Origin of the sequence: uncultured Aquimarina sp., from assembly GCF_947500065.1 — a bacterium.
GTDB lineage: Bacteria > Bacteroidota > Bacteroidia > Flavobacteriales > Flavobacteriaceae > Aquimarina.
In genome coordinates this window covers 287,360-300,153 of record NZ_CANMQT010000003.1, presented here as the reverse complement: position 1 = coordinate 300,153, position 12,794 = coordinate 287,360, and the positions used below count along the sequence as shown (strand labels likewise).

Annotated in this window: 10 protein-coding genes; 5 read left to right on the top strand and 5 right to left on the bottom strand. The window is 32.7% G+C overall.

The window, feature by feature from the left end; all coding sequences use genetic code 11:
- Nucleotides 1–23: 23 nt before the first annotated feature.
- Nucleotides 24–215: a cold shock domain-containing protein gene (locus tag Q0975_RS11375; RefSeq protein ID WP_299436688.1), complete on the top strand. Its 192-nt coding sequence runs from the start codon at nt 24–26 to the stop codon at nt 213–215.
- A gap of 125 nt (nt 216–340) precedes the next feature.
- On the opposite strand, the gene Q0975_RS11370 is transcribed toward Q0975_RS11375, so the two are convergent.
- The 4 genes from Q0975_RS11370 to Q0975_RS11355 are packed head-to-tail and all read right to left on the bottom strand — an operon-like array spanning nt 341 to nt 6,884.
- Nucleotides 341–1,726: an NAD(P)/FAD-dependent oxidoreductase gene (locus tag Q0975_RS11370; RefSeq protein ID WP_299436685.1), complete on the bottom strand. Its 1,386-nt coding sequence runs from the start codon at nt 1,724–1,726 to the stop codon at nt 341–343.
- Nucleotides 1,727–1,739: 13 nt separating this feature from the next.
- Nucleotides 1,740–3,101, bottom strand: a complete 1,362-nt coding sequence (locus Q0975_RS11365) for a radical SAM protein (protein ID WP_299436682.1) — start codon at nt 3,099–3,101, stop codon at nt 1,740–1,742.
- Nucleotides 3,098–5,386, bottom strand: coding sequence for a hypothetical protein (locus Q0975_RS11360; protein ID WP_299436679.1), 2,289 nt, complete (start codon nt 5,384–5,386; stop codon nt 3,098–3,100). Before Q0975_RS11360 ends, Q0975_RS11365 begins: the two co-directional genes overlap by 4 nt.
- A 19-nt stretch (nt 5,387–5,405) precedes the next feature.
- Nucleotides 5,406–6,884, bottom strand: coding sequence for a ferritin-like domain-containing protein (locus Q0975_RS11355; protein WP_299436676.1), 1,479 nt, complete (start codon nt 6,882–6,884; stop codon nt 5,406–5,408).
- 425 nt (nt 6,885–7,309) lie between these two features.
- Between Q0975_RS11355 and Q0975_RS11350 the strand changes: the two genes are divergently transcribed.
- From Q0975_RS11350 to Q0975_RS11340, 3 genes are all read left to right on the top strand, one after another.
- Nucleotides 7,310–8,419, top strand: coding sequence for a type 1 glutamine amidotransferase domain-containing protein (locus tag Q0975_RS11350; protein WP_299436673.1), 1,110 nt, complete (start codon nt 7,310–7,312; stop codon nt 8,417–8,419).
- A 103-nt stretch (nt 8,420–8,522) separates the two neighbouring features.
- On the top strand, nt 8,523–9,572 hold the full coding sequence (locus Q0975_RS11345; protein ID WP_299436670.1) for a helix-turn-helix domain-containing protein: 1,050 nt from the start codon (nt 8,523–8,525) through the stop codon (nt 9,570–9,572).
- Nucleotides 9,573–9,703: 131 nt separating this feature from the next.
- On the top strand, nt 9,704–9,895 hold the full coding sequence (locus tag Q0975_RS11340; protein ID WP_118456039.1) for a cold shock domain-containing protein: 192 nt from the start codon (nt 9,704–9,706) through the stop codon (nt 9,893–9,895).
- A gap of 124 nt (nt 9,896–10,019) precedes the next feature.
- Here the strand turns inward: Q0975_RS11340 and Q0975_RS11335 are convergent, their stop codons facing one another.
- Nucleotides 10,020–11,198: an acyltransferase gene (locus Q0975_RS11335; protein WP_299436666.1), complete on the bottom strand. Its 1,179-nt coding sequence runs from the start codon at nt 11,196–11,198 to the stop codon at nt 10,020–10,022.
- Between the two features lie 269 nt (nt 11,199–11,467).
- Between Q0975_RS11335 and Q0975_RS11330 the strand changes: the two genes are divergently transcribed.
- Nucleotides 11,468–12,598, top strand: a complete 1,131-nt coding sequence (locus Q0975_RS11330; protein WP_299436663.1) for a helix-turn-helix domain-containing protein — start codon at nt 11,468–11,470, stop codon at nt 12,596–12,598.
- The last annotated feature ends 196 nt before the right edge of the window (nt 12,599–12,794 follow it).

The following is a 12,794-nucleotide window of genomic DNA, read 5'->3' as shown; positions in this document are numbered from 1 at the left end:
ATAATAATTTTAATTACATTACAATGAATAAAGGAACAGTAAAATTCTTCAATGACGCTAAAGGTTTTGGTTTTATCACTGAAGAAGGTGCTAACAAAGATCACTTTGTACACATTTCTGGATTAATAGATGAAGTTCGTGAGGGCGATGAAGTTGAATTTGATCTTAAAGAAGGAAACAAAGGATTAAATGCAGTGAACGTAAAAGTTATTTAATTATATACTTTCAATTTTTAAAAAAGGCCATCATAATTTGATGGCCTTTTTTCATGATTTTTATTTATTGAAAATATAACTAGACACTTGAATTAAAAAAAACAGTAAGCTTAGTGGAGGAGATACTAATGATGGGTCAAGACCTGTTGATATATTAACCATTTTGTTAACTTCATAGGATTCTGTTTAGGCAATACATTACTAATAGCTTTTATACATTCCTGAAGGGTTTTTCCATGTATCAATTTGAGTAATGGTATGATATGGTGAGAATCCACAAAAACAAAAGGGTCTTCGTTTCCTTTTAGCAAGAACCCTTCCTTATTTATAATTTCTTTTTCCCCTAAAATCGGAACCGATACAAATGTTCCTTGCGTATTTAAATTTAGTATGTCATTTTTTTTCAGTGATATATAATGATTAGTATTTGAAATTACTTTTGATACTTTTCTGGATTCCCAAAATACGCCTTCAGTAAACACGGCTTGTTCGCTATAAAAATCTGTTGTCCATTGCTTATTCTTTCTTACTTCTGATTGTATCAAGTTTTTATAATATTGAAGTGCTAAAGATGTATTTTTCTTCTTTAAAATAGTATTCACAACAATAGCTCCCTGAATTCCAGATTTTATTGCTTTTTGTACACCTTGCGATGAAATAGGATCCATTGTATATGCTGAGTCACCAATTTTAATGAAATTATCCCCGATTACATTGGTATCAAAATAAGGTGTAGCATCACAAACAGAAATGTCACCCATAGCATAGGAATCGATGATATGTTTGGCAAATTTTGATTTAGATAAAGTATCCTTATAGAATTGATTAATAAAAGAAGCTTCTTTTAGTGCCGAAGGATTTGAAAAAATACAAAGAACAAAACGACCTTTATCTAAAGGTGCTCCCCAATACCAATAATCACTTCCAGCTTCTATAAAAGAATGGAGATCTATTTTACTAGTTGATTCCCAATAAGAATAGGTAGCCATTAGTTTCGGTAGATATGCTATTCTTTTATCTTTAAAAATTGATTTTCTACCACAAGAATCTATAATAAATGATGATAAAAAATGAGATTCTTTTGTTCCACTTAAAACGTTTATATCCCAAGAGCCATCTTCTTTTTGTTGTAAACTTTGAATCGTTCCAGGTTGTATTATCGTTACTTTTTTTAATTTACACTCGTCCAATAATAATGAATCAAAATGCCCACGATCTATATGAAAACCGGCATTTTCTTGATTAAACTCTTTAATTATTGGATCCTCGGATGACCATAAAACAGTGGATTTCATGGCCCTTATAGCTTGTAATGCTTCTACTTTTTTTTCAATATTTAATTTTTTTAGCCAATGATGAATCCCTGACGTAAGTGATAACCCAATATGTTGCCTTGGAAAATTACTTTTCTCGACAACTAATATCTTATACCCAAAATCAGCCAAACGATTTGCTATAGTAGTACCTGCAGGTCCAGCACCAACTATACATATGTCATAATGGTTATGCATCTTTTAGTTTTATTCAAGCATTCCAATCAGGAACCAATCTATTTATTCTTTCATATGATTGAATTGTAAAGTACAACCATCCCCGAATATAATCACACGCTGTTCTTCCTCGGTCAATTACTTCATGATGACATCCACCTCCACATAAATAACGAGCCCAACATTGACCACAAGGCGATTGATTATGTACATGACGTTCTTTTAACCATGTATTTTGTAGTACAGGATCAACACCTCCTTCTACCGTTCCCATTTTTCCTTTGGGTTCATTAACAAATCGGTGACAAGCGGATAATTCTCCATCGGCAGAAACTCCAAAATATCCTGCTCCAGCACCACAAGGATATGGACGATGTGTTTCTTTATCAATTTCCTTTAATGCATTAATCATATTCAAAAAAGGGTACCGCTTTCCTTGCAATACAGCACGTTCAAAACGAAGACCACAATCAATCATTCCGGTAAGTAAATTCTCAAGATTTTCCTTAGACATTTCCTTTTCTCCATCACTAGATTTCAAAAGTGGAGAAAAGCCCACACTATGAAATCCCATTTCGATAAATGTATCCAATGTATCACCAAGATTCATGTTTTGGGAAGTAACAGTTACTCTTGCAGATACTTGCATTTTTTTTTGCAATCGAAGTAAAGGTTCAATCTTTTTCATGATTTTATCATAACTTCCTGTACCATTTTTCATGAGGCGAAGCTTATCATGATCCGTCTTTAATCCGTCTAAACTTACAGTAACAGCAAAACCATATTTCTCAAAGAAAATAGCATCTTCTTCTCTTACTAATGTTCCATTTGTGGTAATAGAAAATTGTATATCTACATCTTTGGTTTTAGCCTTATTAACTGCATATATAGTTGCTTGCTGTATGTCATCTCGATTCATTAGAGGTTCTCCTCCTAAAAAAGTAAGTTGTACACGCTCTCTCGGTTTTCTTTGATCTATTAAAAGATCAATAGCCGATTTAGCTGTGTCTATAGTCATTTTTTTTGATGGCCCACCAAAATCACCTTGTTGTGCATAGCAATAGGTGCAACCCATATTACATTTTTGTGCAATTGCTAAAGATAATGCATGCATAGGAGGATCTTGTAATGGTACATCATCGATATATGGAGTAGGAGAGATACCCATAGCTGCTAACCGATATGTTATAGCTTGTTCGTCATTTAATTCCAGAAGCGATTGTATTGAATCTTCAATTGTCTGATTTATAGAAAATAACCGACTTCCATTGGGAATAAATAGCTGACTAGATTTTGCTCCACGTATAAAATGTGCATTAGGAGAAATTGGTTTAGAATCTGCTGCTATGATTTGTGCCATAGCTTGTGCTAAAGTTTGTTTATCTTCTATAATCATACTAGCAAATCGCTTTTATCTCCATCAGAATCTAATGCATCTCGTCCTTTTACAATGAAGCTTAACTCACCTTCCCAATTTTCAAATAAATCATCATAGGTTACTAATCTACTATCTGTTCGATCATCTGGTATATACGCTCCCGATCGTTTCTTAGACATCCAGTTATCTCCTTTACTTAATCCGTCTGCACCAGGTTCTATATTTACATAATCCGGACGACTGGCTGCCCAGTAATAACAAGCACATTCACGATAATCATTTTGCCAGGGAGCACAGAGTCCTTGTGTTAATTCACCAGGTTCGAGTATATCGTTACTAAAAGCAGCACTCTCTTGATTAAAAAAATGATTTACAGTTAGTTCTTTAGTTATTAAAGCATCATTATCCTTATGTAACTGATCTGCAGTAAAAACCACTTCTTCATTGGACTCTTTTTTAGTAAAATAACCAATAACCTTTTGTCCTTGTAATTGTAATACTTCCGCCAAGTTATTTGACCATTCCATAAACGAAACACCATTAGGATTAGAGGTGTTTATAAGTGTATTATTACCGCTATTCGGAAATGTTGGACCCGTAGTAATAACCGTTGTTGGATGTTTAGTATCTCCATAATGTAATCCAACCAATCTATGATATTTTAATTTGTCTAAATCTCCTTCACCGCTTAACACAAAATTATTATTCTCTAATAATAAAAGTCCTTTAAAAGCTCTTCTCCATAGATTTCTGAAATCAAATTCTAGTCCAGGAAAACAGTTAGATATAGCAGTTCTTGGTAATACCGAAAAAGGATTCCCTAAAGCTTTATAATGTAATTGGGATACTACATCTTTTACGAGCATAGAAGTTGTTGCAGTATGATTCAATCTTTTATCTGCTTCCTGAAACATGGCCGAAGCAGCAGATTTTATAATAGTATTTATCTGACGATGAGTAAAACAAAGAGCTCTTCCATCGGCACCTCTCATCATAGCTGGCATTTTACGACGTTCTTCATTCGATAAATCGCCAATTTTATCAGGACGTCTTAGTGCATTTTCGAACCAAGGAGCCATGCCGGTACTAATCCCATTGAATACGCGGTCATGGATTGCCTGCACGGCAAGATTATCAACAATTGAGGTTGCCATAATCGGTTCAAACATACGTCCAAAATCATTAGAATCCTGAGCAGACATAGTACTTGCAATTCTGGCTTTGCCATTATATGGATTTCCATTCATAATAGCAGTATTCATAATACGTACGGTTTCTAATGCACGACGAATGATTTCTTCTGCTTCCTCTATTGGAACTTCTTTATCTATATCAGGTCCTAATAAAATTTGCTCTAATTCATCTGTTACTACTCTAACTGGTAATGTATCCGGTGCATAGGCTGGTGGACCAGCACTAATATGTGCACGTGCTTTTAAGGTTTCTTTTTCATTTTTCTTTAGATGAACTGATGCAAAACCATCACATTCATCATCTAAATATCCCCAACTTACCCGAAGTCCTTCCTTATTATTATATCCTGCAAAAATCTGTGCTGGATTGGTTAATATAGGGCGTTTTTGATTTCCTTCTTCATATCCATGCCAATCCTTAGTTTCATCATAAATTAAGAAATCATCTCCATATTTTTTATATAATGGATCAGGTTCAGGTTGTAATGTATTTTCATTTATCCGTTCTTTTGATGAACCATACACTTTTCCAGGACCCGGTGTCCAGCGAAGTCTAATTTGAGGAAACTCTGCAGTAGGTTGAACAAATTGGATATGACCTAAAGGTAAAACCTTTCCTGGTATAAAATTATCACAGTATCCTTCTAGAGGAATACGTTCATGACTAGTAATATCACAAAGCTCTGCATTAATTTTGTCCTTATTATTCTGTGTCCTTCTATACAATTTGATATTTGCTATATCAATATGCCATGAAATATCGGACAATGAGTGCCCTGCTTGTTCTAAAAGATCAAGTGTGAGTGGTACTAATACCTCTTTATTATCACTAGTAATAGCAAATACTTCTAGAAATGGCGCCACTGGTCTTACTACTCCATTTTTATCTGAGACATTATTAGAATCCTTAAAAATGATTTTATTTGGTAAACATGTATTAATAACACCCGTTTCCGGATCAATGGATAGCGAATCTTCTGGTATAATCGTTCTAAAGTCCAATGGTGCTTCATCACTAACACTTAGGGTGTACGCATCCATAGGTATTTCTGAAGATCCAAGTCGTCCAATTGCAATAGGAGGTAATATTCTTAAGTCTAAAATTTCCATGATTTGTTTTTGATTGTGATTAAACAGCTACATTAATAATTTGATCTGCAATTGCATTGAGTTTTTGATCCGCTTCTTTTAATGAATAGAGATAGGTGCGTTGTGTATCATCGGCAGTTAACAATAGTTTTTCAATCAACACTGCTGAAGCCTCAATAAGATCTTGGTGTTTTTTCCAACGACTACTTTCTCCAATAGGAAGATCCATAGTATACGGAATTGTAAATGGAGGTCCAGCTGTTTTATCTGAATTGTCCCCTAAAGGCATTTTCATGAGTACGTGAGATAAACTTCTCAAATTATACATCTCACCAAAAGTAGCATGAATAATAGCTCCTCTGGGAGAAAAAGCACCGGTATTATTATATCCATCATCTAGCAAAAAACTATGCGTTAAGAATGTTAATAGCATTCTATATCGTATATCAAACAAACTAGCCCATTCCTGTGCCAGCGGATCTGTGATATAATCAATTTCTTGATTTGATACTTGTCCGGTAGAAGGAGAATAAGAAAGATCCGCTCCACTATCACCAATGGTAGGGTTGGTTGCTACCTTTCTAGAAGGCATAAAATCTTCGGGTAACTTACGCCATTGCTTATAAATACTTAGAAAGCGTTCGAAATGAGAAAGCTCATTTCCTACTTCCTCTGTGGATTCACCTTGTTCCGCAATTTCTTTTACTGCATTAATCGTATCTGTTCTTGATAGGAGTGGAGCCACCAGAACATTAGGAGCTCCTTTAGGATTAGCTTTCATACTATCTCCACGTGCTCCATCCTTATATCCACGTCCCCATTCATCAAACTTTGCTTGAAAAGGATAGGTATCTGCCTGAAATACATCATCCGGAATATAACCAGAGTCTGGATCTAACATAGCGAGTACCTCTTTAAAAATGCAACTTATAGGATCACCTAATTCCTTTTTTCCAACCGAATCTTCTATCAATTTTTTAATCTCTTTCTTTATTTCTTTAGTTTCCTTGTCGTCGTCTTGTGTAATCGTCAACCAATTAGCTGGTGATTCTGCGAAAATATATTTAGCAAGAGAAGTTTTTGTGAATTGTTCCAGCTTAAAAGGGAATGGATAAAGATCTGTATCCCAAGGGAAATCCTGTCGATTAAAATTCAAGGCAGCACCAATTACGCGAAGTACATTCTGAACAGATACAAAATGCCCCATTTCTTCCTTTGCAATACCTAAAATAATTTCTTGCCATTGGCGAACACTTTCTCGATGTTCTTCGGCTATATGATCTCCACCCATGCTATAGGCAGCATATAGATATTGTACCATCAATCCATGTTCTAATTCTGCATCTATATGTAGTAAATAACTTAACCAGTCTTTAGCATTAAATTCTGAAGGAATGTTGACTTGACCACATGCATCTTGTGGCTTGCCATCTGCTCTTAGAGTTTTAAATAGTGTAGATTCTTCTTGATTTGCTAAACGAATAAAACGTCGTAGATGGCGAGTTTGATTTGATCTCATAGGTTTATAAAGAGTTAGTAAGATTAAAAAATGATAATGTGCCTAGTAAATATAGTGAAACTACACGGGGAAATAATAGGTAAAAACACCTGTTTTTATTATTATGTAAAATTACATTTTTGGAATGTTTATTTTATCTATAACAAGCTGATTTAGTAATTGTTAAATATGGTTGTTTAAATGTAAAAATTAACATTTTATCACAATAACATATCATATTTTTTTCTTGATAATAGAGAAAAAGGAATGAACTAATTAGCACAACTATTAGTATCCGTCACTACTTATATATTGACTTAAGTTTTTTATATGTTAGATGCTCAATAAGATCTTTAAAACATATTTTACTCTGACGAAATTATCATTTCGACAGTGTTTAGTACTCATTTCAAGTTACTTCGTACTATAATTCTAAAATCAATATCATGTTTAAAAAATATCGAATTCTTAAATGGGTTTTACTTAGTTTCACGGGTATCCTTGTTTCTCTTTTTCTTTTTGGTTGGTGGTTTATTAGCCTATTACCATCATCAGAAAACAATACTGATATAACTACTACACAAATATCAGATTTACCTTATGTATCAAAGGATATTATCCCATCACGTGGAAAAATATTAGCAATTGTTACCAGTACAGATAAAATGGGAAATAGCGATAAAAGCACTGGCTATGAATTAACAGAATTGTCACGTGCTTATTATGTGTTCCAGGCGAATGGTTTTGAGGTTGATATTGCCAGTCCATTAGGAGGAGAACCACCAGTAGTAATTGATGATGAAGATATGGGTGAATTTGATCATGCTTTCTTAAATGATAGTATTGCTCAATATAAAGCAAAGCATACAATTCCTGTAAAAGATATCAATCCTGCCAAGTATGAAGCGGTATTCTTTGCTGGTGGAAAAGGAGCTATGTTTGACTTTCCGGAAAACACATCTATCCAATCTATTGTCCGATATTTATATCAATCGAATAAAGTAGTTGGTGCCGTGTGTCACGGACCCGCTGCGTTGGTAAATGTAACACTGGATTCTGGTCGTCCGTTGATAGAAAACAAAAGGGTTAGTGGTTTTACAAATGAAGAAGAATTACTACTGATACCCGATGCAGAAACGATATTTCCTTTTCTTTTGCAAGATAAATTAGTAGCAAAAGGAGGAAAGTTCAATGAAGGAGCAATGTATTTGGAAAACATTAGCCACGATAAAAAATTAGTAACAGGACAAAACCCATGGTCTACCTGGATATTAGCGGAAACTATGATTGCTGAATTAGGGTACACACCCAAATACAGAGAGATTACAGCCGAAGAAAATGCAGTTAATGTTTTAAAAGTATACGATGCAGAAGGATCTAAAAAAGCCAAAGAATTAATTAAACAATTATATGCTTCGGAAAACAAACCTTTATCAAGAATACTTATTGCAAAACACGGTATTATAGCTGCTATGCAAGGTAAAATTGGACGTTTCTTTAGTCTCGTAGGATTAACATCATATGCAAAAAGTACATCGAACAATATCGAAGGTTAAAAAATAACTGATGTTTTATTATTAAATAGGAAGTACAAATTCTTACTCGAGTTTGTACTTCCTTGAGATATCAAATATCCCTACATTTGGAAAAAATAATATATTGAGTTTTTTAGATCTATTATTGGTTGTTATTAGTAGTGCAGGACTTTTGCATGGAATACTATTTGCTTGCCATTTAATTGCTTTCAAAAAGAAAAAGACATTAACCAATCGTATACTTGGATTGATACTCATCTTTATGGCTTTTAGAATAGGGAAATCTGTAATGCTCAATTTTGGGGATGGCTTAGAACCTATTTTTATTTTTATAGGGTTGGCATTTCTTTTATTAATTGGCCCGCTTTTTAGATGGTATATTTTGGGGATGACACGTGCCGATTTTAAACTACCAAAATATTATTTTTTAGAACTCATTCCGTTTGCTTTTATTTTTATTGCAAGCCTTTTTGTTACCAAAGAATGGTATGAAAATAGCAAACTAGTCATTATCATTTTCGGGAGTGGTCTTGTTTTTATATACCTACATTTAGCTTTCTATATTGCTTTAGGTTTGTGGATTTTAAAGAATACAAAGAAACAATATCAACAAGGGTTACAAACAAAATCTCAAAAAGCTATATTTAATTGGCTACATCTACTAAGTATTGGTTTTGCTGTTATTTGGATGACCTATGTATTAAATATCCTAGATGAAACGGTTCCTTATATTGTTGGTCCTATTTTATATTCTGTAATTATCTACTTTTTAAGTTATAAAGCATATCAATTAAAAGCAACGGATCTGGATGGTGATGTGTTTAAAGCGAATGATAATAATCTGTTATTTGATGAAATATCAAAACTTATTACTGATACAAAATTATATCTTGAACCTGATTTATCTTTAGTAAAACTTAGTAAACTGTTAGGGAAAAGTTCGCAAATTACATCCTCTGTAATTAATCAATATGCTAAGCGAAACTTTAATGATTTCATTAATTATTACCGAGTCCAGGAAGCTAAGAAATTGCTTTCTAGTAAAGAAGGTGATAAATACACTATTTCTTCTATTGCTTTTGATACAGGTTTTAGCAGTCTTTCTTCTTTTAACAGTGCCTTTAAAAAGTTTGAAGGAGTGACACCATCTAGATACAGAAAAGATAAAATTTAACTTTGGTATTAGTAGATATAATAACCGAATATTTATAATAAATTGAAAATAAGTCAATTAATCTATTGTATATCGAAAAAAAGGGGGCACTTTTGCATTTTAAAACAATATTTTAATTTAATTACATTACAATGAATAAAGGAACAGTAAAATTCTTCAATGACGCTAAAGGTTTTGGATTTATCACTGAAGAAGGTGCTAACAAAGATCACTTTGTACACATTTCTGGATTAGTAGACGAAGTTCGTGAAGGCGATACAGTTGAATTTGATCTACAAGAAGGTAACAAAGGATTAAACGCAGTGAACGTAAAAGTTATCTAATACATACATATACTTTCAAGTTTAATAAAAAGTCCATCAATATTGATGGACTTTTTTTATTTTGAATCATAGTTTCTGATTTATCAAATTATGAGCTATTACTTCAATTGCCACTCCTATAATTTCAGGATGATATAGATTGCTGCTTTTTGTTGTGCCGTATGAGGTCGTTACGATTGACTTTTATCCTTGGAGCCGTTTTGATACCAAAAAGAAAACGAGCAAATTTAAAAGGGTATATACACCAGCGATAGATAAATAGAATAACTACAAAGGATGTAAGCGCTAAAACCAAAAGTTTTGATAGGATGCCCCAAGATTGTGGTAAAATGTAGTATCCTATTATAATAAGAACAGTCTGATGGAGGATGTAAAAAGGATAGATACCTTCGTTAAGTTTCTTCAATAAACTACTTGGTTTAGCTAACCAAATCTGACCATATCCTAATAAAGTAATGATAACAGACCAACTTATCAGTGAAGTCAGACCATACCAAATATCCCATCTAGTAGGAATATCCCAATAAGCAGCTGCAATACCTTCTGGTAAGAAATAATAAGTATAAAATATAATGATTGTTAAAATTGTGATTGCACGATTTAGTTTTCGATATTTTTTAAATAAGCTCCATAAAATTGGTGTTCCCGCTAATATAATTCCCATTATGAAAAAATATCCATAAAATAAGGTAGTTGACAGATTAGTAATAGACTTGTCATCTTCCGGAAAGTATTTCTTAGCAACAACCTTGAGAATGATAAGAGGTATCACCAGAGCAAATATACCAAGTGGTTTTGAGCAAAAATTACCTAAAACAGTTTTGAAAGATTTCGAATGGGTTGATTTTATCCAAAGTATAAAAGGAATACTTACTACAGAAAGGTAAAACAGGTTTTCAATAAACCAGAGGTGATTCACATCCAAATGCTCTAGAATGTTTGTATAGAATTCTGCATAAGAAGTATATGATTCAATATGCTCGATATATGTTTGAGGTGGCACAATAATAAATACTCCAAAAACTAAAGGAACTAATAACCGAGTAGCACGCTCTTTCAAAAACTGTCTCCAGCTTCGTTTAGAGAAAGCGAACACTGTTCCTGTTCCAGAAATGATGAATAGTAATGGTAGTCTAAACTGTTCAAAAAACACCATGATATCATCTAGTAATTTGCTGGACTCAACATTCATGATATGAAAATCATCACCATTAAAAGGCATTCCTATATGATGTAAAAAAACAAGAAAGATGGAGATTACACGCCACCAATCAAGATCATAACGTCTTTCGATTTTTTGCATAGCTATTGGATTGATGAGAGTAAAACTAAGTCTTTATAACTCTCAGAAACACGACATTTTAATAATGTCGTGTGATTGTCGGGTTATTGATATTTATACCTAACAGTACAATGCTGATATGTAGTAAATAACTCATTTGTACTGTAAACTTTTAGAAGTGTAGGAGAGAAGATATGTTATTAATCTACCATTTTTCAGGTGTCTGTAATTCAACACTTTTATAGTAGTTTAAAAAATATTTACTACTTATATTTGATCAAAAATTATAGGTGAAATTAGTTTACGATTTCCTTTTTATCGCCGGAATGCTTGTCGCAAGCATTTATATGTATATTTTATATAAATCCAAAGATCGGGGACTACCCAAATCAATTTTAATCGCTTTTTTTGGATTGCTAATTATCGTTATCCTAGAATCCTATGCTTCAATCCATAATATAACCATCTTATTAAGGATTGGTTTTATACTTACTCTAGGCGTAAAATTGGCTCTTGGACCACTACTATTATTATACATTCAATCGTTGTTTTTAAAAGATGAAAAAGTATTAAAAAATGCTGTGATCCATTTAATACCGTTTGTTCTTTTTGTATTTTTTGTTTCACTGCCCTATGAAATTGCAGTGATTACCGAAGAATACTTTGTTAGTTATAAAAACGTTCTTCAGGAATATCTTATGCCTGTAAAACGTTTGTCGCTAGATGTTATATTTTTAATATACATATATATAAGTTTTAAAACTTTTTATAGATTCAAGCGCGCTTTACAATGTAATTATTCATATATCGAACATAACAATTTCATCTGGGTTCGCTATCTATTAATAGCACCTCTTATTGTCATTATTATAGATCTGTTTTTTGCTGGGTATCAATTATTTTTTGGTTATCTAGGATGGCGAACACAAAATACTATAATGCTATTTACGTCGATTTCTATTTTTTATGGTGCCTATTACGGTATCAAACAATCCAAAGTATTGATTCCATATTTTTTGTTAGAAAATGATATTGTTACCAGTCCAAACAAAGAATTAATAACTGAACAGCAAGAATCTGAGTTTTTGATATTAGAAAAGTCACTTATATATCATATGGAAAATGAAAAACCATATCTAGACGAAGAATTAACGCTGAACAAACTAGCTATTGGAATTGGTATAACTGATAAAAAGTTGTCAGCTTTATTAAACCAATATGTCAAAATTTCTTTTTATAATTTTATCAATTCATATCGTATCAACGAATTTAAGAAATTGATTGCTTCACCTTCATATACGGATTATACCATAGAAGGAATTGCGTATGAATGTGGTTTTAAATCCAAAGCAAGTTTTTATAGGTTGTTTAAGAAAGAAACAGGACAATCCCCTTCAGAATTTAAGAATAGCTTGAAATAGTTCCAGAAAGATTTAGGTGGTAATTCCTAATTGAAAATATTTACACAGAACAGCATTGGAAGACATATTACAGGCTGTAAAAGAAGTTTATACTAATCAATACCGCAATTAACTTCTTTAAATAGAAAGGGATTGTAGTACTAAATAATATATATCAAACATCACTAATAATCCTTACTTCATCCCTTTTTTGTCT

Coding starts and splice junctions, on each gene's coding strand:
- Q0975_RS11335 (WP_299436666.1), bottom strand. CDS start 11,198: ATGCAAAAAATCGAAAGACGTTATGATCTTGATTGGTGGCGTGTAATC.
- Q0975_RS11365 (WP_299436682.1), bottom strand. CDS start 3,101: ATGATTATAGAAGATAAACAAACTTTAGCACAAGCTATGGCACAAATC.
- Q0975_RS11355 (WP_299436676.1), bottom strand. CDS start 6,884: ATGAGATCAAATCAAACTCGCCATCTACGACGTTTTATTCGTTTAGCA.
- Q0975_RS11350 (WP_299436673.1), top strand. CDS start 7,310: ATGTTTAAAAAATATCGAATTCTTAAATGGGTTTTACTTAGTTTCACG.
- Q0975_RS11370 (WP_299436685.1), bottom strand. CDS start 1,726: ATGCATAACCATTATGACATATGTATAGTTGGTGCTGGACCTGCAGGT.
- Q0975_RS11360 (WP_299436679.1), bottom strand. CDS start 5,386: ATGGAAATTTTAGACTTAAGAATATTACCTCCTATTGCAATTGGACGA.
- Q0975_RS11375 (WP_299436688.1), top strand. CDS start 24: ATGAATAAAGGAACAGTAAAATTCTTCAATGACGCTAAAGGTTTTGGT.
- Q0975_RS11340 (WP_118456039.1), top strand. CDS start 9,704: ATGAATAAAGGAACAGTAAAATTCTTCAATGACGCTAAAGGTTTTGGA.